General features: G+C 70.7%; 16 protein-coding genes, 1 tRNA gene and 1 pseudogene. 8 read left to right on the top strand and 10 right to left on the bottom strand.

Annotated features, from left to right (window positions below):
- The first annotated feature begins 36 nt into the window (after nt 1–36).
- From HPT28_RS05970 to HPT28_RS05955, 4 genes are all read left to right on the top strand, one after another.
- Entirely contained in the window at nt 37–1,635 is a 1,599-nt protein-coding gene (locus HPT28_RS05970; protein WP_219089866.1) for a GMC family oxidoreductase, read from the top strand.
- Entirely contained in the window at nt 1,635–2,735 is a 1,101-nt protein-coding gene (locus HPT28_RS05965; RefSeq protein ID WP_219089865.1) for a glycine betaine/L-proline ABC transporter ATP-binding protein, read from the top strand. The genes HPT28_RS05970 and HPT28_RS05965 overlap by 1 nt, the downstream gene beginning before the upstream one ends.
- Nucleotides 2,732–4,765 (top strand): proline/glycine betaine ABC transporter permease, encoded by a 2,034-nt coding sequence (locus HPT28_RS05960; RefSeq protein WP_219089864.1) that lies wholly within the window; start codon nt 2,732–2,734, stop codon nt 4,763–4,765. Before HPT28_RS05965 ends, HPT28_RS05960 begins: the two co-directional genes overlap by 4 nt.
- 99 nt (nt 4,766–4,864) lie before the next feature.
- Nucleotides 4,865–5,833: an ABC transporter substrate-binding protein gene (locus HPT28_RS05955; RefSeq protein ID WP_219089863.1), complete on the top strand. Its 969-nt coding sequence runs from the start codon at nt 4,865–4,867 to the stop codon at nt 5,831–5,833.
- A gap of 256 nt (nt 5,834–6,089) precedes the next feature.
- Here HPT28_RS05955 and HPT28_RS05950 read toward each other — a convergent pair.
- The 4 genes and pseudogenes from HPT28_RS05950 to HPT28_RS27685 all read right to left on the bottom strand — a co-directional run.
- Nucleotides 6,090–6,215, bottom strand: a pseudogene (locus HPT28_RS05950) (DUF397 domain-containing protein); the annotation flags it as partial.
- A gap of 12 nt (nt 6,216–6,227) precedes the next feature.
- Nucleotides 6,228–7,910, bottom strand: a complete 1,683-nt coding sequence (locus HPT28_RS26645; RefSeq protein WP_308119102.1) for a radical SAM protein — start codon at nt 7,908–7,910, stop codon at nt 6,228–6,230.
- A gap of 253 nt (nt 7,911–8,163) precedes the next feature.
- Nucleotides 8,164–8,400 (bottom strand): hypothetical protein, encoded by a 237-nt coding sequence (locus tag HPT28_RS05935; RefSeq protein ID WP_308119101.1) that lies wholly within the window; start codon nt 8,398–8,400, stop codon nt 8,164–8,166.
- A complete protein-coding gene (locus tag HPT28_RS27685) occupies nt 8,397–8,636 on the bottom strand; it encodes a hypothetical protein (protein WP_374226923.1) in 240 nt (79 codons plus the stop codon). The genes HPT28_RS05935 and HPT28_RS27685 overlap by 4 nt, the downstream gene beginning before the upstream one ends.
- 128 nt (nt 8,637–8,764) lie before the next feature.
- Here HPT28_RS27685 and HPT28_RS05930 point away from each other — a divergent pair, with 128 nt between their 5' ends.
- The 3 genes from HPT28_RS05930 (at nt 8,765) to HPT28_RS05920 (ending at nt 11,539) form a co-directional block, all read left to right on the top strand.
- Nucleotides 8,765–10,135 carry a tetratricopeptide repeat protein gene (locus HPT28_RS05930; protein ID WP_219089861.1) on the top strand — a complete coding sequence of 457 codons (1,371 nt, stop codon included), beginning with the start codon at nt 8,765–8,767 and terminating at the stop codon, nt 10,133–10,135.
- Between the two features lie 104 nt (nt 10,136–10,239).
- Nucleotides 10,240–11,355: a methyltransferase domain-containing protein gene (locus HPT28_RS05925; protein WP_219089860.1), complete on the top strand. Its 1,116-nt coding sequence runs from the start codon at nt 10,240–10,242 to the stop codon at nt 11,353–11,355.
- A gap of 107 nt (nt 11,356–11,462) precedes the next feature.
- Nucleotides 11,463–11,539: transfer RNA gene (locus HPT28_RS05920), tRNA-Met, on the top strand.
- 230 nt (nt 11,540–11,769) lie between these two features.
- Here the strand turns inward: HPT28_RS05920 and HPT28_RS05915 are convergent.
- Genes HPT28_RS05915 through HPT28_RS05890 form a run of 6 tightly spaced genes read right to left on the bottom strand, consistent with a single transcriptional unit; the run spans nt 11,770 to nt 18,103 of the window.
- Nucleotides 11,770–13,005, bottom strand: coding sequence for a class I SAM-dependent methyltransferase (locus HPT28_RS05915; protein ID WP_219089859.1), 1,236 nt, complete (start codon nt 13,003–13,005; stop codon nt 11,770–11,772).
- A 2-nt stretch (nt 13,006–13,007) separates the two neighbouring features.
- Nucleotides 13,008–13,592: a dTDP-4-dehydrorhamnose 3,5-epimerase family protein gene (locus HPT28_RS05910; protein ID WP_219089858.1), complete on the bottom strand. Its 585-nt coding sequence runs from the start codon at nt 13,590–13,592 to the stop codon at nt 13,008–13,010.
- Entirely contained in the window at nt 13,589–14,698 is a 1,110-nt protein-coding gene (locus HPT28_RS05905; RefSeq protein WP_219089857.1) for a DegT/DnrJ/EryC1/StrS aminotransferase family protein, read from the bottom strand. Before HPT28_RS05905 ends, HPT28_RS05910 begins: the two co-directional genes overlap by 4 nt.
- Entirely contained in the window at nt 14,695–15,648 is a 954-nt protein-coding gene (locus tag HPT28_RS05900; RefSeq protein WP_219089856.1) for an NAD(P)-dependent oxidoreductase, read from the bottom strand. The genes HPT28_RS05905 and HPT28_RS05900 overlap by 4 nt, the downstream gene beginning before the upstream one ends.
- Nucleotides 15,645–17,060: an NDP-hexose 2,3-dehydratase family protein gene (locus HPT28_RS05895; RefSeq protein WP_219089855.1), complete on the bottom strand. Its 1,416-nt coding sequence runs from the start codon at nt 17,058–17,060 to the stop codon at nt 15,645–15,647. Before HPT28_RS05895 ends, HPT28_RS05900 begins: the two co-directional genes overlap by 4 nt.
- Nucleotides 17,057–18,103, bottom strand: coding sequence for a glycosyltransferase (locus tag HPT28_RS05890; protein WP_219089854.1), 1,047 nt, complete (start codon nt 18,101–18,103; stop codon nt 17,057–17,059). The genes HPT28_RS05895 and HPT28_RS05890 overlap by 4 nt, the downstream gene beginning before the upstream one ends.
- Nucleotides 18,104–18,730: 627 nt before the next feature.
- On the opposite strand from HPT28_RS05890, the gene HPT28_RS05885 reads away from it, so the two are divergent.
- The gene (locus HPT28_RS05885) at nt 18,731–19,729 is read left to right on the top strand and encodes an LLM class flavin-dependent oxidoreductase (RefSeq protein WP_308119100.1); all 999 of its coding nucleotides are present in this window, start codon (nt 18,731–18,733) and stop codon (nt 19,727–19,729) included.
- The last annotated feature ends 1 nt before the right edge of the window (nt 19,730 follow it).

Raw genomic sequence — 19,730 nt, 5'->3', positions numbered from 1 at the left:
TCTTCTGAGTACCACCACAAGGAGCACGACACCCCCATGAGCAGCCACGACCCCGCCCCCGGGCCCGTCTACGACTACGTGATCGTCGGCGGCGGAACGGCCGGTTCGGTCATCGCTTCCCGGCTCACCGAGGACCCGGACGTCAGCGTGGCCGTCATCGAGGGCGGACCGTCCGACGTCGACCGGCCGGAGGTGCTCACCCTGCGGCGCTGGCTCGGCCTGCTCGGCGGCGAGCTCGACTACGACTACCCCACGACCGTGCAGCCGCGCGGCAACAGTCACATCCGGCACAGCCGGGCGAAGGTCCTGGGCGGCTGCTCCTCGCACAACACCCTCATCTCCTTCAAGCCGCTGCCCTCCGACTGGGACGAGTGGGAGCGGGCCGGGGCCACCGGCTGGAACGCCGGGGAGATGGACCCGTACTTCGGGAAGCTGCGCAACAACATCGTCCCGGTGCACGAGAAGGACCGGAACGCCATCGCCCGCGACTGGGTCGAGGCCGCCGTCACCGCGACGGGCGTGCCGCGCGTCGAGGGCTTCAACAAGGCCCCCTTCCACGAGGGCGCCGGGTTCTTCGACCTCGCCTACCACCCGGAGGACAACAAGCGCTCCTCCGCCTCCGTCGCCTACCTCCACCCGCACCTGGCGGCGGGCGACCGGCCGAAGCTCGAACTGCTCCTGGAGACCTGGGCGTACCGACTGGAGCTGGACGGCGGGCGGGCCACCGGCGTGCACGTGCGGGCCAAGGACGGCACCGAGACCCTGTTGCGGGCGCGCCGCGAGGTCGTCGTCTGCGCGGGCGCCGTGGACACGCCGCGCCTGCTGCTGCACTCGGGCATCGGACCCGCCGCCGACCTGGACGCGCTGGGCATCCCCGTCGTGCACGACCTGCCGGGCGTGGGCGAGAACCTGCTGGACCACCCCGAGTCGGTGATCGTCTGGGAGACCGACGGGCCGATACCGGACAACTCCGCGATGGACTCCGACGCCGGACTGTTCGTGCGCCGCGATCCGGAGGCCGAGGGCCCGGATCTGATGTTCCACTTCTACCAGATCCCCTTCACCGACAACCCCGAGCGCATCGGCTACGAACGGCCCGAGCACGGCGTGTCGATGACGCCGAACATCCCCAAGCCCCGCAGCCGCGGCCGGCTCTACCTCACCAGCGCCGACCCCGAGGTCAAGCCCGCGCTGGACTTCCGGTACTTCACCGACGTCGACGACTACGACGGCCGCACCCTCGTCGACGGCATCAAGATCGCCCGGGAGATCGCGAAGACCGAGCCCTTCGCGAAGTGGCTGAGCCGCGAGGTCGCCCCGGGCCCCGAGGTCACCTCCGACGAGGAACTCAGCGCGTACGCGCGGCAGGTCGCGCACACCGTGTACCACCCGGCGGGCACCTGCCGGATGGGCGCCCCCGACGACGCCCTCGCCGTCGTCGACCCGCTGCTGCGGGTGCGCGGTCTGAGCGGGCTGCGGATCGCGGACGCCTCCGTCTTCCCCACCATCCCCGCCGTCAACCCCATGCTCGGCGTCCTCATGGTCGGCGAGAAGGCCGCCGACCTGCTCAAGGCCGAGAACGCCGAGAACGAATCCGTCCAGACGTCCCCCACGACACCGGAAGGTGTTGCCTGATGACCACCATCGACAACGGTCAGGACGCGGCCACCGAACCGGTGTTCGCCGTCCGCAATCTCTGGAAGGTCTTCGGCCGCAAGGCCGAGGCGGTGCCCGGCGACGAGAGCCTCCGCGGGCTCAGCGCCGCCGAGCTCACCGAGCGCACCGGTTGCACCGCCGCCGTCCGGGACGTCTCCTTCGACGTCCACCCCGGCGAGGTCTTCGTCGTCATGGGTCTGTCCGGCTCCGGCAAGTCCACGCTGGTGCGCTGCCTGACCCGGCTCATCGAGCCCACCAGCGGCTCGCTGCGCATCGACGGCGAGGACGTCCTCGCCATGGACAAGGCTCGGCTGCGCGAACTGCGCCGGCACCGCGCCGCCATGGTCTTCCAGCACTTCGGGCTCCTGCCGCACCGCACCGTGCTCGACAACATCGCCTACGGCCTGGAGATCCAGGGCATGGGCAAGGCCGAACGGCGCGAGCAGGCCCAGAAGATGCTGGAGAAGGTCGGCCTCACCGGCCTCGGCGACCGCCGGCCCGGCCAGCTCTCCGGCGGCCAGCAGCAGCGCGTCGGCCTCGCCCGCGCCCTGGCCACCGACCCCGAGGTGCTGCTCTTCGACGAGCCGTTCAGCGCCCTGGACCCGCTGATCCGCCGCGACATGCAGGAGGAGGTCATCCGCCTGCACCGCGAGGAGGGCCGCACCATGGTCTTCATCACCCACGACCTCTCCGAGGCCCTGCGCCTGGGCGACCGCATCGCCCTGATGCGCGACGGCCAGGTCGTCCAGCTCGGCACCCCCGAGGAGATCGTCGCCTCCCCCGCCGACGACTACGTGCGCGACTTCGTCCGCGACGTGCCCCGCGAGCAGGTCATCACCCTGCGCCGGGCCATGCGTCCGGCAGAGGGCGACGAGGCCACCACCGGCCCCGCCATGCCGTGCACGGCCCCCGTCATCGACGCCATCGGGCCCATCGCCCGCGACGGTGGACACGTCCGCGTCACGGAGGACGGCCGCACCCTCGGCGTCGTCTGCCACACCCGGCTGCTGTCCGTCATCGCCGGACTGGACTCCGGGCCGGACGGCCGGCCGACCGACCGCGAGGCGGCCGCCATATGAGCGCCCCGACACTGGAGAAGAGAGACGGGCGGCCCGCGGAGCCGCCCACCGACACCCCCGTCAAGGCCGACGACGCTCCCGAGCGGGTGAGCGTGGCCGCGTGGCTCGCGGCCCGCCCCATGGCGCTGCTCGTCACCCTCGCGGCTGTCCTCGTCGTCGTCAGCGCGTTCGTGACCGGCTCGGGCACCTGGCCCTCCGACTTCGCCATCGACGTCAGGACGCCGCTGGAGGACCTCAACGACTGGCTCGTCGAGAACCGCGACTCCCACTGGCTCTTCCTCTACTTCCTGCTGCACATCAGCAACAACGCCGAACTGGCCGTCGACTCCCTCGCCCAGCTCTTCGAGAACCTCGGCTGGGTGGGCGTGACGGTGCTCGGCACCGTCATCGCCTGGTACGCGGGCGGCGCCGGGCTGCGCCCCCGCGCCCTGAAGACCGCGGCCACCGCCCTCGGCGTGTTCGTCGTGTGCGGCGTCCTGGGCATGTGGGGCCCCACCATGGAGACCCTGGCCCTGATGACGGTCGCCGTCGCCCTCGCCGCCCTGCTCGGGCTGCTGCTCGGCGTCGCCGCCGGAATCTCCGACCGCTGCGACCGGGCGCTGCGGCCCGTCTTCGACCTCATGCAGGTCATGCCGGCCTTCGCCTACCTGCTGCCGTTCGTCCTGCTGTTCGGCATCGGCGTCCCCTCGGCCCTCGTCGCCACCGTCATCTACGCCGCCCCGCCCATGGCCCGGCTCACCTCCCTCGGCATGCGCGGCGCCAACCCCGCCGCCCTGGAGGCCTCCGCCTCCCTCGGCGCCAGCCCCTGGCAGCGGCTGTGGACGGCCCGGCTGCCGCTCGCCCGCAAGGAGATGCTCCTCGGCCTCAACCAGGCCATCATGATGTGCCTCTCCATGGTCGTGCTGGCCTCCGTCGTCGGCTCCGGCGGCCTGGGCGACGTCATCTACCGGGCCCTGGGCAAGGTCAACGTCGGCCAGGCGCTGACGGCGGGCATCGCCATCGTGCTCCTCGCCGTCCTGCTCGACCGCACCACCGCCGCCGCGGGCGCCCGGCTGGAGGCCGACGAGGCCTCCTCCGGCCGTGCGGCACGGCTGCGCGGCTGGCCGTCCTGGCTGGGCCTGGGCGCCCTCACCGCCGTCCTGGCCGCCGTCGGCCCGCACCTCGGCGAGGACACGTGGCCGCGCGAGTGGACGTACCGCATCACCCCCTACGTCAACGACGCCAGCGACTGGATCGAGGAGACCCTCGGCTCCGGAGTGCCCTTCTTCGGCGGCACCCTCGTGTGGGCCGAAGGCGTGGCCGAGTGGGTGCTCAACCCCCTGCGCTCCGGGCTCAACGCCACCCCGTGGTGGGCCCTCCTCGTCCTGGTCGCCGCCCTCGGCTGGGCCGTCGGCCGCTGGCGCGCCGCGATCCCCGCGACCGCGTCCCTGGCCCTCATCGGCGTCCTCGGCCTGTGGACGACGTCCCTGGACACGCTGTCCCAGGTGCTGCTGGCGCTGGTCCTCACCCTCGTGCTGGGCTTCGCCGTAGGCGTCCTGGCGGCCCGGGTGCCGGTCGTCGAGCGGTGGCTGCGCCCGCTGCTCGACGCCATGCAGACGATGCCGCAGTTCGTGTACCTGATCCCCGTCATCGCCCTGTTCGGCGGCGGGCGCGTCGCCGGTATCGCAGCGGCGGTCGTCTTCGTCCTGCCCGCGGTCATCCGGATCACCGCCCAGGGCATCCAGCAGGTCGACCCCGCGGCCGTCGAGGCCGCCCGGTCGATGGGCGCCACCAGCAAGCAGCAGCTCTTCCAGGTCCAGCTGCCGCTGGCCCGACGAGCCCTGCTCGTCGCCGTCAACCAGGGCGTGGTGCTGGTGCTGTCCATGGTCGTCATCGCCGCCATGGTCGGCGGCGGCGGCCTGGGCATCGAGGTCATCAAGGGCCTGGCCAAGGCCGACCTCGCCCTCGGCCTCCCGGCCGGTGCGGCCATCGTCTGCCTCGGCGTGATGCTCGACCGCCTCACCCAGCCCGCCCGCGCGGAAGGGCGCTGACGCCCCGTTGGCGCCCCTCCCCCAAGCCCCGGCGGCAGCGCTACCGGCCGCCGCCACAACCCCCAACAGATAACCGAGAGATACGGAAGTAGCCACACCATGAGCAGAGCACCGATCCGCACCTCCCTGATCGCCGCCGTCGGCGTCATGGGCCTCGCCGTGAGCGCCTGCGCCGCCGAGACCGACACCGACACCGGCTCCTCCAGCGGTGGCGGCGCCACCGAGGTCACCATCGCCGTCCCGTCCTGGGTCGGCGCACAGGCCAACGCCGCCGTCGCCAAGCACGTCCTCGAGGAGGAGCTGGGCGTCGACGTCACGCTCCGGCAGATGGACGAGCCGGTCGCCTTCGACGCCCTGGACAGCGGCAAGGCCGACGCCATCCTGGAGGACTGGGGCGGCGTTCCGGAGAAGGAGCGGCAGTACGTCGAGGAGAAGGGCACCGTCGTCGCCGGCGGCGGCCTGGGCGTCGAGGGCCACATCGGCTGGTTCGTGCCCAAGTACTTCGCGGACGAGAACCCCGAGGTGCTGGACTACAAGAACCTGAACGACTTCGTCGACGACTTCAAGACCTCCGAGTCCGGCGACAAGGGCCAGTTCATCGGTGCCGCCCCGTCGTACACCTCCTACGACAAGCACCTGATCAAGAACCACGGCCTGAACTACGACATCCTGGAGACGGGCAGCGAGGCCGCCCAGCTCAAGGACATGGAGCGGCTGTACAAGGCCAAGGAGCCCTTCCTCACCTACTGGTGGGACCCGCAGTGGATGAACGCCGAGATCGAGATGGTCGAGGTGAAGCTGCCGGAGTACACCGAGGGCTGCAACGAGCCGGCCGAGAAGACCGAGTGCGGCTACCCCACCCAGATGCTGCAGAAGTACTTCAACGCCGACTTCGCCGAGAACGGCGGTGACGCCGCGGAGTTCCTCAAGAACTTCGAGTGGAAGACCGAGGACCAGAACGAGGTCGCCCGCATGATCGCCGGTGAGGGCATGTCCGAGGAGGACGCCGCCGCCGAGTGGGTCGCCGACAACGAGGACGTCTGGAAGAAGTGGCTCCCCAAGAGCTGACCCCCTGACGTTCCGACGTCCGCTGACGAGGGGCCCCACGGCTACGCCGTGGGGCCCCTCGTCGTGTTCCCTGCGACTGATTGGCAACTCTCCGCCAGCCCCGAGACCTTAACGAGCAGGACGGCCCGGAAAACAGCCAGGGCGTCAAGCGAAACCCGGCCTGCGCGAACCAGTGGCAGTCGCCACGCATCAGGACCCGACAGCGCCCCCTGCCAGCCGAAAGTCGCCGCACAGGTGGCGCCGTCACGGCCCTTGCTCAGATGTTGAACTCGCCGTTGCGAACAGCCTCGGCGAAGGACACCCAGCGCTCGGCGGGCAGGAAGAGAACAGGACCCGCCGGACGTTTCGAGTCGCGTACCGCCCGGCCACCTCCCGGAAGCTGCGCAACTTCGACTCAGTCCACCCGAACCGATCTGTGATCGGCCCACGCTTGGGCAGCGTCTCGCATAGCTGTGCACCACTCGGCTTCAGGTTTGCGCTCTACGAAAGTGCGCCACATACGTACGGTGGCAGCGGCGAAAGCGTCGATTGCTTTCGGGTCAGTTTCTTGCCAACCCTTGCACTGCGACGCCCATTCTTCGGCCGATTCCGCACTGTGTCCGGCTGACACGAGCTGGACCACCAGACAGGCAGGGTCGATGAAACCAGCGCCTCGCGTAGGCCACGACCAATCGACAACCCAGCTTTCACCATTGCCGATCAGGAGGTTACTCGGATTGATATCCCCATGAATCAGCGCGTCACCACGGAACAACTGCGCCTCTTCGGGGGATTCGGTGAACCTGTCCCAGCGCTGCTCATGCCATTCGCGGGCGATCTCGGGAAGAGAAACGTTCCCGATTCGCTCGATTAGCTGAGTGACGATGGGAAGGTCAGCCGTTTCCGGCGAGAAATCCGAGCGCCGCCCATCTACGACCGTGAACCCCAGAACGATCCAACTCTCATCTTCTGCCGTCCAAGCGAGAGCCGGAGAAAGAGGGCGCACTGCGGCGTTAATCAGCTTCTCTCTGATGATTGAGTCACGTCGCCCCCCCTCTCGGTTTCTCATTGCCTTGACGAAGTAAGGGCCATTCTCACAGTCCACCATTGCTGTGAGGTCTGACCCGAATCCGCGAACTGTCGGTTCGGCCCCGGACAGGTATCCCGTATGGGGCTGGATGAGTGCCCAGAAATCTTCGCCGGGTAGTTCGCGTGCCATGGCTTCTCTCAGTTCCTTGGCTGACAGTCGGACGGCGGGTAGCCCGGAGTGCATTCCTCGTTGGGTCCGCACCCGGGGTCGCAAGCGCCTTCCCGGCGCGTGCTGCGGATGGTAGCGGTTGCGTCGGCCATCGCGCGGCCGGTCAGGATGTCGGCTAGCGGCGTCGTGTGGACGTTCCCGACGTTCAACCAGCCGGAGAAAGACGCACGGTGACACGCTCCCATCGGGGCCGATCGCTGCCCGGCCGTCTCCGCAGTGTCCGCACAGTCCGCCCGTGCCGGACGGCTGGTCGGTTGCCGCACGGCCAAAGGGTCGTACATGATCTACCCCGACCCTGGTTACTCCGAGCGCCCGGATTTCCCGCTCGGCCGCTTGGGCGTTTTCCTGATCGTTGCTGACGATGCCGACACGCAGCGCGATACCGAGCGTTACGGCCTTTTCGATGTTCGCGCGTGTCCGGCCGTGGCTGGGGCGCCGGGTCATGGCGTTGTGATTCTCGGCCGATGCCGAGTAGTACGACGTGGCGAGGGAAGCGCCTTCGCGCTTCAACAGGTCCCACCATTCCGGCGTGACGTGTACGAGGTTGCTGTACACCTCCACGCGGATTCCGAGGTTCAGTGCGTGGCTGGCGATTTCCAGCGCATCGGGGCGCATCATGGGTTCTCCACCAATGAGCTGAATTCCCGCGATTCCCTTTGCTGTTGCCTGATCGATGGCGTTGAACCAGTCGTCGCGTGTCATGGTTCCGTGTGTTCTGTCGGGCCCCGATGCGTTGTAGCAGTGGGAGCATTCGAGCTGACATTTCCGCGTCAGGTCCAGCCAAAGGAACATGGTGTTCTCCCCGGCGTGCCCCATTGGCGATACTTCGGTGATTGTCACGTCACGTTTCCTTTCTCGCTGAGCTTTCCTGATCGGGTGGCCCGTTCCGGCCCGACCGTCCTCACCAAGCGGGCGGCCGGAACGGGAGTGGCGCCCGCCCCCTACCGGGGTGTCACGGCAAGGGGCGGAGTTCAGGGGAGCATGAGGAGCAAAGCGGCCAAGAGGAATCCGAAAGCTACGCCGTGGGAGAAGATGAGTAGCGGCCCGGCGAATCGGCCGATGGCGTATCCAGCGCGGCGAATGCTTCGCGGAATCACACCTTCTCCCTCCATGCGCGCAGGGGATGAACGGAGATTCCCCGGTAGGTGTGGTGGGACGGATTCTTGCCAGCGTGGGCAAAGATCCACTCTCGCGCCTTCTCGGGAGTGTCCACGTCGGCCGATCGTTCCTCGCACACGGCGCACTGTGCGGCGTACTGATCCGGCTCTCGGTCGGGCTCCATGTCCGGGCTGACCGTCCAGTCATGAAACCGGGAGATGGAACGGCTCACCGACGGCTCCTCGCGTTGACCGCCGCTACGTCGGGGCTCAGCGCGTCCGACTGGTGGGCGGAGCTGAGGTCTTCCGGCCGCGCGTCCCACTCGCAACCGCCATTCAGCGGGCGGAGCTGCACATAGGGGCCGACGTGCCCCATAACGCGACCCACGCGACCCGTACGGGCGTCAAGGGCCGTGTCTCCTACGTCCGGCGCCGCCGGGGTCTCTCGCTGGCTCTCAGGGCCGCTCACGTCTACCTCCGCATCCGATGACCCTTCCTCGCTCTAGGCAACCGGCTGGTCACGTATGGCGCTACGGTGGAGAGGGCAGGAAGATTTAAGAGCTTTAAGAGGCTTGTCAGCACAGGGTGTTGACGCACGTGGGGGCACCAGAGCCGAACACCGATCTTGAGCGCCTGTACCGTGCGACTGGGCTGACGCTCCGACAGTTCGTGCAAGACGTCAACCGCATCGGAACGGAACGCGGCACTCCGCTCAAGTACCGTGAACCCTCCGTTCACCAGTGGCTCAAGGGGCACATGCCGAAACAGTCGACCCGCCCGTTGATCGTGGAAGCCCTCTCGCGCCGACTCCAGCGGCCAGTCACCCTTGCCGAGGCAGGTTTTCCGGCGCCGTACCCTGCGGACGCCTCACCGGACGCAAGTACGGTTGACGGGATCATCGATCTCGGGAGGCAAGACATGGACCCGTCCCGCCGAAGCGTGCTCAGCGCCGGGCTGTTCTCTGTCGCCGTCACCGTTCCGAATTGGCCGGACGTGGTAGGCCGGATGGAAGCCGTACAGACAGGCGCGATTCAACGCATAGGAATGTCTGACGTTGAAACGGTCATCGCCATGACGGAACGTATTTCCGAACTCGATGACCAGTTCGGCGGGCGCCACGCCCGGCCGATGGCTGCCGCATTCCTCATCAATACGGTTGCACCGTACTTGCGAGCCGATGCCCCGGACGCAATCCGTAAAGCCATGATGTCCGCAGCATCCGACTTGTGCTATCTCACTGGATACATGGCAGTGGATGAGGGGGTTCACGGGCTCGCTCAGCAGTATTACTTGAAGGCACTAGAGCTAGCTGGCGCCTCAGAAGACCATCTCACGTACTGCACAACTCTGCGTGGAATGAGCGTGCAAGCCGTTGACCTTGGCCATGGAAAGCACGCGATGAGACTGGCCGACGCAGCGGCGGCAGCATCACCGCAAGCAGGGCCACGTATGCGCGCATTCCTAGCGGGACAGCAAGCACATTCAGCGGCCCAGATCGGCGAACGATCCAAGGCGCTTTCCTTCCTACGTGAGGCTGAGATGGCAATGGACAAAGCTGAATCAAGAGAGAAAGCATTCGGCTCCTACGATCCGGCAGCATTGAACTATCACACAAGTCAGGTCCGCTTTGAAATGGGCGACATGAACGGCGCAGTTGCCGCTATGCAAGAATCCGATAGGTTGCGATACGATGTGTACCGGCGCACGCGAGTAAAGGAACGCACGCTCCTCGCAGAGCGCCAACTCGCTATCGGGCACCTGGAGGCGGCATGTACAACCTGGCACAGTGCGCTAGACGATTACCCCCTAGTGCAGTCTGGTCGAGCCGACCAGCGAATGCGTGAAATGTTCCGACTCCTGCGACCTCACGCCAAGAACCCTACTGCCCGCGAACTCTATGAGCGCGCCCGGCAAGTCACGCCACCGTCCGTGCATCCCCACCGAGCTGGCTCACCTAGCGTCTCGTGATTCCGTTGAGGTCACCCTGAGGGGATCGGCATAAAAGCACTGACCTGCTCTTTGTGCCGAGCGCATCACACCATCGCCGATCTCCTGGAGAAGGGCACCACGTGATGACCTCCGCCCCCGGTCTCGAACAGCGGACCGCCACGCTACGCGCCCAGCTCGCCCAGCGGCTCGCTGAGGCGGGCGAACTGCCCGACCCCGCATGGCGCGCGGCCTTCGAGCGCGTTCCGCGTCATGTGTTCGTCCCCTACTTCTATGCTCCGGGTGGCGACCGGATTGCCCACGACGTCCCCGAGCAGCGCGAGCAGTGGCTCGCCCAGGTCTACGACGACAAGGCGCTCGTCACTCACCGAACCCGGGGCGTCGCGACGTCGTCCAGCTCACAGCCCTCGCTCATGGCCTCCATGCTGCACGCGCTCGACGTCACCGACACCACGACCATGCTGGAAGTCGGCACCGGTACCGGCTACAACGCGGCCTTGCTCGCACACCGCTTGGGCAATGACCGCGTGACCACCGTCGATGTGCTGCCCGAGCTGACCGAGGCCGCAAGCGCTCGCCTGAGTACAGCCGGGTACCGGCCCAGGGTGGTGACGGGCGACGGCGCCCTCGGCCACCCCGAAGGTGGCCCCTATGACCGCATCATCGCCACGTGCCGCGTCGGTAGCGTTCCATCGGCCTGGCTCGAACAGCTCGCCGGCGACGGGCTCCTGGTCGCCCCCGTCGGAACCGGCCTCGCACGCGTCCGCAAGACCGGAACCGGGAAGGCGCAAGGCCGCTTCATCGGCCCTGCCTGGTTCATGCCGCTGCGTGCCGGTGACGGCTGTGGTACGCCGCACGGCAACCTCGCCGCGCTCGACGACGCCGAACCGCGCGTCGGCAGGCTACCGGCGAGCGCACTCGCGGACGTAAGGTTCCGTTTCCTGGCCAGCCTCGTCGAACCCGGCCTGACGTGGCAGTACCCCAGCACGGACGCCCGGGGCGTTCCGACGAGTGCTCGCTGCTGGGCAGCCGACGGCTCGATCGCCGGCATCGATGAGGACGGCCGAGTGACGCAGGCGGGACCCCGCGGCCTCTGGACAGCTCTCGAGGAAGCACACGACCTCTACGAACGGGCTGGAGCCCCCGAACACGATCGCTACGGGCTCGTCCTCACCCCCAGCGAGCAGCGGGTCTGGCTCGACGCACCGGAGGGCCCGAGCTGGCCCCTGCCCACGGGTTGAACGGCCGGCTGCGGGCCGGTGCCGAAAGAGCCCGCGCTGTTCTGCCCTGTGGCGCTCGGCCCAGGTGAAGCGACCATCCGAACATGGCGTAGGGTGGTGTTCACCGACGCGGGGTGGAGCAGCTCGGTAGCTCGCTGGGCTCATAACCCAGAGGTCGCAGGTTCAAATCCTGTCCCCGCTACCAGGACGGCCCGGCGCTTGAGCGCCGGGCCGTGTTCTTTCGTCCCCTCGTCGGGCTGGACGCCCCGGAATCCGGGGCCGTGCCGCCGCCGGTGACGGCGAAGTGCGTGCCGGTTTCGAGGTTCGAGGCTTCCTCGCCGCCCGCGAAGACGATGTCCCCATGCCCGTGAGCCGCACCGTGCAGTGTCCCAGCCGTCCCTCCCCGAGGGCCAGGCTGCTGGCCGCGAGGCCGGGTCACAGCACGCGGACCTCGGGGACGTAGGTGATCCAGTGGCCGCCGGAGGCGGTGAAGGCGGGCTCCTTGGCCATGATCTCCTCGGCGTGGTTCCAGGCGAACAGGAGTGCGTAGTCCGGATGGGGCTCGGCGAAGGCGGTGGCCGGGCGGACGGGGAGGTGGGCGCCGGGGGTGAGCCTGCCCTGCTTGGCCGGGGTGGTGTCGCAGACGAAGGAGACCAGGTCCGGGCCGATGCCGCAGTAGTTGGCGACGGTGGCGCTCTTGGCGGTGGCGCCGTAGGCGACGACGGTGCGGCCCTCGTCGCGCAGACGGGTCAGGAGCGCCAGGAGGTCCTCGCGGCTGCGGGCTACCCGGGTGGCGAAGGCGTCCAAGGTCTCCGGCTCCGCCAGCCCGCGTTCGGCCTCCTCGGCCAGGAGCGCGGCCACGGCGGGGGCGGGGGTGCGGGCGCCGGCGCGGGCGAGGGTGTAGCGGACCTCGCCGCCGTGGACGGGGAGCCGCTCGACGTCGACCAGCTCGAAGCCGAAGCGCTCGGCGAGGGCGGCGACGGAGCGGGCGGTGAAGAGGTAGAAGTGCTCGTCGTAGATCTGGTCGTAGGAGGTGCGCTCGACGATGTCGCCGAGGTAGGGGTCCTCGAAGACGAAGACGCCGCCGGGGGCGAGGACGGCGTCCAGGCCGCGGAAAACGGAGTCCAGGTAGGGGATGTGGCACAGGGTGTTGGCCGCGTAGACGACGTCGGCGCGGCCGTCCTCGGCGGCGATCTCGCGTGCCGTCGCCTCCTCGAAGAACGCGGTGCGCACGCGGACGCCCTTGGCGCGGGCGACGTCGCCGACCCCGGCCGAGGGGTCGACGCCGAGGTGGCGCACGCCGGCCTGGCGCACGGTGTCGAGCATGACGCCGTCGTTGCAGCCGAGTTCGACGAGGAAGGGGTCCTCGCCCGTCAGTTCCCGGTCGAGCAGGCCGCGGGCGGTGGCCGTGAAGTGGGCGCGCATCACGGAGGAACCCGAGGAGTGGTACGGGTAGTCCTCGCGGAACATCTTCTCGCGCGGGACCTCCTCCATGAGCTGGACCATGGTGCAGCCGGTGCAGTGGCCGACGGCAAGGTGGAAGAAGAACTCCTCGCTCGGGTCGGCGTCGGGGGTGAGGAAGGCGTCGGAGAGGGGCTGGCGTCCGAGGTCGAGGAACTCCCGCAGGGATGCGCCGCAGACGCGGCAGGCAGGGGCGGTGGTGGACGTCATGGTCAGCTCCCGTGGTGCGGCTGGTAGGTGGGCAGGGCGTCGGCGGCGCGGGCCTCGGCGAGGGTGCGGGCGGCGCGGTCCCGGGGCGAGAGGACGGGCCGCGGGCCGGAAGGCAGCGGCAGTCCGAGGGCCGGGTCGAAAGGCGAGAGGGCCAGCTCGTCCGTCGGGTCGTAGGGCGCGGAGAGCAGGTAGGCCATGACGGTGCCGTCGGTCTCGGCGAGGAAGGCGTGCCCGACGCCGGGCGGGACGTAGAGGGCGCGGGCGTGCTCGGCGTCGAGGCGTACGACGTCGTGGCGGCCGAAGGTGGGCGAGCCGAGGCGCAGGTCGACGAGGAAGTCGAGGGCGGAACCGGCCGGGCAGGTGACGTACTTGGCGACGCCGGGGAACCGGGCGTTGTAGTGGACGCCGCGCAGGACGTCGCGCCGGGAGGTGCTGTAGCTGGCCTGGGCGACGGCGAACAGCGGTGCCCCGTGGGCGGCGGCGAAGGGCTCGCCCTGGAACGTCGAGGTGAAGCGCCCGCGGTCGTCGGGGAACACCTCGGGGGTGAACTCCAGCGCCCCGGCGACGGCCAGCGGACGGCTCCTCACAGGTCCGCCAGGACGTCGCGGAGGGCGCCGATGACCTCGTCCTGCACGGCGCGGGGCAGGGCCGGGTACATGGGCAGGGAGAAGATCTCCTTGGCCAGGGCCTCGGTGACGGGCAGGGAGCCCTCGCGGTAGCCGAGGTGGGCGAAGCCGGTCATGGTGTGGACGGGCCAGGGGTAGCTGATGTTGAGCTCGATGCCCCGGCGGCGGAGGGCGGCGAGGATGGCGTCGCGGCGCGGGTGGCGGACGACGTAGACGTAGTAGACGTGTTCGTTGCCCGGTGCGGTGCGGGGCAGGACGAGCGGTGTGTCGGCCAGGGCCTCGGCGTAGCGGTCGGCGACGGCGCGGCGGGCGGCGGTGTAGGCGTCGAGCCGGGTGAGCTTGCGGCGCAGGATCTCGGCCTGCACCTCGTCGAGGCGGCTGTTGTGGCCGGGGGTCCGGACGACGTAGTAGCGCTCCTCCATGCCGTAGTACCGCAGGCGGCGGAGCGCGGCATCGGTGCCGGGGGCACTGGTGACGACGGCGCCGCCGTCGCCGTAGGCGCCGAGCACCTTGGTCGGGTAGAAGGAGAACGCGGCGGCGTCCCCGAGGGTGCCGGCGAGGCGGCCGTGGTGGCGGGCGCCGTGGGCCTGGGCGCAGTCCTCGACGAGGGCGAGGCCGTGCCGGTCGGCGAGTTCGCGCAGGGGTGCCATGTCGACGCACTGGCCGTAGAGGTGGACGGGGAGGAGTGCGCGGGTGCGGTCGGTGACGGCGGCGGCGGCCTGTTCGACGTCCATGAGGTGGTCCTCGGCGCGGACGTCGACGAAGACGGGGGTGGCGCCGACGGCGTCGATGGCCAGGACGGTGGGCGCGGCCGTGTTGGAGACGGTGATCACCTCGTCGCCGGGGCCGACGCCGAGGGCCTGGAGGGCGAGCTTGACGGCGTTGGTGCCGTTGTCGACGCCGACGCAGTGGGCGAGTCCGTGGTAGGCGGCGAACTCCTCCTCGAAGCCGCGCACGCTGGCGCCGAGGACGAGCTGTCCCGAGGCGAAGACGGTCCGCACGGCGTCGAGGAGATCCTCGCGCTCCTCGCCGTACTCCTCCAGGTAGCTCCAGACGCGGATCGTCACTGCGGTGTCCTCTCGTGGTGCGGTGCGGCGAGGGCGGCGACCGTCTGCTCCAGCGCGGTGTGCAGCGGGACGCGCGGGCGCCAGCCGGTGATGGTGCGGAACCGCGGGTCGGGCGCGGTGACGTCGCGGAGGTCGGCCGCCGCCGGGTCGGCGGGGGCGGCGGTGTGGACGGGGACGGGCGCGGTGCCGGTGTGGCGGGCGACGAGGTCGGCGACGGTGGCGAAGACGGCGCCGACCTCGGTGGGGGTGCCGCTGCCGACGGGCCAGGCCCGGCCGGCGAGCCGGGGGGCGTGGTCGAGGGCGGCGACGAGGGCCCGGGCCGCGTCCTCGGCGTAGAGGAAGTCGCGGCGGACGGTGCCGTCGTGCCACAGGGTGAGCGGTTTCCCGGCCAGGGCGCGGCGGGCCATGGCGCTGACGACGCCGTGGTCGACGGCGGAGGGCGCGGCGGGCGGGCCGAAGACGGTGGGCAGACGTACCGGGACGCCGGAGACGATGCCTTCCCCGGAGGCGCGGAGCAGGGCGTCCTCGGCGGCGAGCTTGTAGCGCTCGTACGCGGTGCCGTCGGGCCGCGCGCCGAGGGAGGAGGCGAAGACGACGGTGCGGCGGGGTGCGCCGCAGCGGGGCGCGCTGAGCGTGTCGGCGAGCAGGCCGAGGTTGACGTGGCGGGCGTGGGCGTCGTGCGGGTCGACGCGCCAACTGCCCTCGGCCGTGCGGTGGGTGAGGAGGTAGACGACGGCGTCGGCGCCGGTGAGGGCGGCGCGCAGGGCGCCGGGTTCCGTCAGGTCGGCGGTGAGGGTCTCGACGTCGGCGAGGCCGGGGGCGCCGGGCGGCACGGCGACGGGGCGGCGGGCGACGGCGCGGACCCGGCCGGGGCGGCGGGCCAGCAGTGCGGTGACGGCGGAGCCCAGCAGCCCGCCGGCACCGAGGACGGCGACGAGCGGGGGCGTCATGCCGCACCTCCCGGGGTGCCGTACTCGGGCAGGGAGCGCAGGCACGCCAGGAGGCTGCGGGTCTCCATGGTCACGTAGTGGCTGTGCCGCAGGAGTTCGGTGAGCTGGGGCAGGCTGAGCCAGCGGTGGCCGGGCGGCTCGGGCAGCGGCTCGCTCTCCACGATCAGGTGCCGGGTGCGGGCGTGGTGGAAGCGTCCGCCCTCCTCGGACTGCACGCTGTCGAAGACGACGCGGGTGGGGTCGGCGGCGAGGACGTGGTCGAGGAAGGGCGGCCGGGCCTCGGCGGGCAGGGCGGTGTAGTTGCGCGGCAGGCAGCGCACGGTGGGGGCGAGTTCGGCGACGTCGGCGGAGCCGGGTTCGGGGCGCAGCTCCAGCAGCACGTGCGGCACGCCGTCGACCCGGGTGGTCAGCAGGGCGACGAGCCCGGTGCCGACGGGGGCCAGCATCGGCTGGCACCAGCCCGCGACCTCCCGGCCGTGGGCCGTGACCCGGACGCCGATGACCTCGAAGAAGTTGCCGCTGTCGTGCCGGATGCCGTCGGCGTCGCGGTGCCAGCGGGCGAGGTCGTGCAGCGGGGCCGGGGTGACGCGCAGGTCCGCGGCCGTGCGCTGGTCGGTGATCCAGCTCAGCACCTCGGTCTCGGAGTGCAGGGCGGGAGCGGGCACGGCGGGCGGGCCGGGGGGCGGGGGCAGGCAGGCCAGCACCGAGCGGGTGTCCATATTGACGAGGTCGTCGACGGCCAGGAGGGCGTGGAGGGTGGCCAGCGGCAGCCAGGTGAAGTGGTCCAGGACGGGGATGTCCTCGGCGGTGTCGCCGGCGTCGAGGACGAGGTTGCGGTTGCGCTTGCGCAGGAACCAGGCGCCCTGTTCGGACTGGCGCACGTCCGCCAGCACCCGGTGCCGCCCGCGGGTGGTGAAGTGCTCCAGGTAGGGGACGCGGCGGCCGCCGTGCAGTCCGAGGTAGTTGCTGCGGGTGGCCTGCACCGTCGGGGAGATCTGGATGCCGTTGTGGTTGCCGGGTTCGGCCTTGAGCTGCACGAGGCAGTGCCGCACGCCCCCGAGGTCGCCGACGAGGAGGCCGAGGACGCCGGTCTCCGGCTGGTCGATGATGGGCTGGTCCCAGTCGGGCACGGGGTGGCCGGGCCGGTGGACGCGGACGCCGCGCACGCTGAAGAATCCGCCGCTCGTGTGCCGCAGCGTGCCGGTGGCCGGGTCGGTGTACCAGGAGTCCAGTTCGGCCAGTGGGACGCGTTCGGCGCGGGTGTACGTCCGGGCCGTCGCCTCGTCCAGCAGCCGCCGCAGCTGAGGGGGCACGGCGGCCGACCCGCGCGCCCCCGCCGCCTCGCACGCCCCGGAGCGCGCCGTGGAGCGCGCCGTGGAGCGCGCCCCGGCAGCCTCGCGCTCGCCGCTCACCGGACGACGCTCCCGGGCGGCAGCACGGCCTCGTAGAACTCCATCTGGCTGTGCATGGTGGAGCGGAAGTAGTCGGTGTAGCGGCGCGCGTGCTCGGCGGTCATCGTGCTGAGGACCATGCTCAGCGCCACGTGGTCGTCCTTGGGCTCGATGATGAGGTTGCTCCACACCGGCGCGACGGCCCGGACGTGCCGCCGCACGGCCTCCGGCAGCGCCTCGGCGCCGCCCTCCCAGCCGCGTGGGAAGACGAGTTCGCCGCGTTCGGCCAGGCCGCCGTACCAGCGCAGGAGGTCGGCGGTGGCCGCCTCGTACCCCGCCTCGAAGTGCCGCGGGTGGGTGAGGGCGCGGTAGGCGGCGCGGGCGGCGCGCGGGTCGGGCAGCCGGGCGATCTCGTGCTCGTGGGCGCAGGGCAGGCTGTGCTGCCGCGTGCCCGGGTCGTGCAGGAGGGTGACGGTGCGGTCGAGCAGCGTGGTGCAGCGGGCCCCGGCGTCGGTGAGCCGCAGCCACAGGTCCCAGTCCTCCAGCCCGACGCCGGACTCCCGCCAGCCGCCGACGACTTCGGCGAGTTCGCTGCGGTGCAGAGCGCAGGAGTTCTCGAACAGCGGGTTCATGAGCTGGATCTCGGGGTGCCAGCACAGCGTGAGGGGGTCGAGGGTCTCGGTGACCCGGCCGCGGGCGTCCGCCTTGCGGGAGCGGGCGGCGACCCAGTCGGCGCCCTCGTCCAGCACGGCGACGAGGGTGGCAAGGTGCTCGGGCTCCCACAGGTCGTCGTGGTCGAGGTAGGCGACGTACTCGCCGCCGATGCCGCGCAGGGCGACGTTCACCGGCCCGGCCGGGAAGCCGAAGCGCTCGGTGCGCAGGAGCCGCACCCGCCGGTCCTCCGCCGCCACTTCGGCGGCGACGTCGTCGGTGTCGTCGTCACTGGCGTCCGAGACGACGATGAGTTCCCAGTCCGGGAACGTCTGGGCCCGGACGGAATTCAGGGTGTGCAGCAGTTCCCGGCCGCGATTGTAGGTCGGGCAGATGACCGAGACGCGGGGCATCTTTTTCCTTTCGTTCCCGCCGGTCGAAACACCGCCGTCTTCGGGAAAGGTGAACCAGGTTGGACACCGGTGGAATGCCGGGGACGGAAAGGGGGCGGGCCGGGCCGGCCGTCCCCTCCACGGCCGGCCGCGCGCCGGCCCGTACCCGGTGCCGGGCTTCCGCTCCGGCCCTGCTCCGGCTTGCTCCGGCGGGCCCGTGAGCACCGTGCCGACCTCGGCCGTCTGCGCCGCCCGCACCGCTGTGACCAGCGTTGATCACCGGACCGTCACCGAACCGTCGGCGGGTGGGCGGCTGCGCTGCGATGGTGCAACGGGCATCCTCACGGGCGCAAGCGGAAGCTCCGGATCCTCTACTCAGGGAGGGGGAGATACTCGTCCTGAGGCGGGAGCACCGGCCGCCCGGCCGCTGCTATCGTCATCTCCGTCCGGCGGACAGGGCGCGGACGGGCCGGTTTTCCCGAGCCTGGAGAACGCCCTGCTCAAGACCCGCCAGAACATGAACGATGGCCCGAAAGGGTAAGCGTTCCCGACGTTTTTCCGTCGGCGACGTCGACCACCGCCTGGGCCACGGGGGAATCACGTCCGGCACCGCCGCACGCGCGGCGTGAACGGACCGAGGAGAGAACTGTGAGATCGAGCCGGAGAGAGCCCGGGGGCGCCGAGACCGCCCTCTCGGTGCTGGTGCCGTTCCTGCCGCGCCGGCCGGAGCAACTGCTGCCGTTCGCGGCGCTGGTGGACTGGACTCCGGCGGTACGGCTGTGGCAGGGCCAGGCCATGATGGTGGAGCCGTTCCAGGGCTTCGCCGCCGCGGCCGGTACCGGCTTCCGCGTCCCCACCGGCGTCGGCGTCACGCTCATGCCGCTGCGGCACCCCTTCGAGGCCGCCCAGCAGGCGCGCTCGCTGGCCCTGACGACGGGCCGGTCCGTGCTCACCGCCTTCGGACCCGGCGGCGCGTCCTTCCAGACCAGCCTGCTCGGTGCCCCCTACGCGAGCCCTCTGACCGCCTCCCGCGAGTACGTCACCATCGTGCGCGGGCTGCTCGCGGGCGAGACCGTCGACGTGCGGGGCCGCTACTTCTCCTGCCACGGCGCCCTGCCCCCGGCCCCCTCCCCGCAGGTGGGCATCGGGCTCGGGGTGCTGCGCCCGGGCATGGCCCGGCTGGCCGGGGAGGTCGCGGACGCCGCCGTCACCTGGCTCACCCCCGCCTCCTACGTCCGCGGCACGCTGCGGCCCGCGCTGGAGGAGGGGGCCCGGAAGGCGGACCGGCCGGTGCCGCACCTGACGGCCATGGTGCCCCTCGCGCTGCACCGGCCCGGGCGGGACGCCGCCGAGCTGGCCCTCGCGAGCAACGCCGCGCACCTCGCGGCGCCCCACTACCTCGACATGCTGCGCCGCGCCGGGATCGAGGCGGACACCGACGACGCGCGGCTGAACGCCAAGCGCATCGTCGAGGGCGGAGCGTTCCTCTACGGGGACCTCGACGAACTGCGCTCGCGCATCGCCGAGTACCACGCCGCCGGGGTCGACGAGGTCGTCCTCAACCTCACCGGTCTGTGTCAACGCGAGGGCCCGAAAGCGGCCCTGGAGGACCTGAAGACGCTGCTGACGGCCCTCGCGCCGGTCTGAG

Origin of the sequence: Streptomyces sp. JJ38 (assembly GCF_019303475.1) — a bacterium.
Lineage (GTDB): Bacteria > Actinomycetota > Actinomycetes > Streptomycetales > Streptomycetaceae > Streptomyces.
Note: the sequence above shows the minus strand (reverse complement) of the source record. Positions and strands in the feature narration are given on the sequence as shown.

Bases quoted from the DNA above. Each gene is read 5' to 3' on its own strand.
- HPT28_RS05970 (WP_219089866.1), top strand. From the start codon at position 37: ATGAGCAGCCACGACCCCGCCCCCGGGCCCGTCTACGACTACGTGATC.
- HPT28_RS05965 (WP_219089865.1), top strand. From the start codon at position 1,635: ATGACCACCATCGACAACGGTCAGGACGCGGCCACCGAACCGGTGTTC.
- HPT28_RS05960 (WP_219089864.1), top strand. From the start codon at position 2,732: ATGAGCGCCCCGACACTGGAGAAGAGAGACGGGCGGCCCGCGGAGCCG.
- HPT28_RS05955 (WP_219089863.1), top strand. From the start codon at position 4,865: ATGAGCAGAGCACCGATCCGCACCTCCCTGATCGCCGCCGTCGGCGTC.
- HPT28_RS05925 (WP_219089860.1), top strand. From the start codon at position 10,240: ATGACCTCCGCCCCCGGTCTCGAACAGCGGACCGCCACGCTACGCGCC.
- HPT28_RS05915 (WP_219089859.1), bottom strand. From the start codon at position 13,005: ATGACGTCCACCACCGCCCCTGCCTGCCGCGTCTGCGGCGCATCCCTG.
- HPT28_RS05900 (WP_219089856.1), bottom strand. From the start codon at position 15,648: ATGACGCCCCCGCTCGTCGCCGTCCTCGGTGCCGGCGGGCTGCTGGGC.
- HPT28_RS05890 (WP_219089854.1), bottom strand. From the start codon at position 18,103: ATGCCCCGCGTCTCGGTCATCTGCCCGACCTACAATCGCGGCCGGGAA.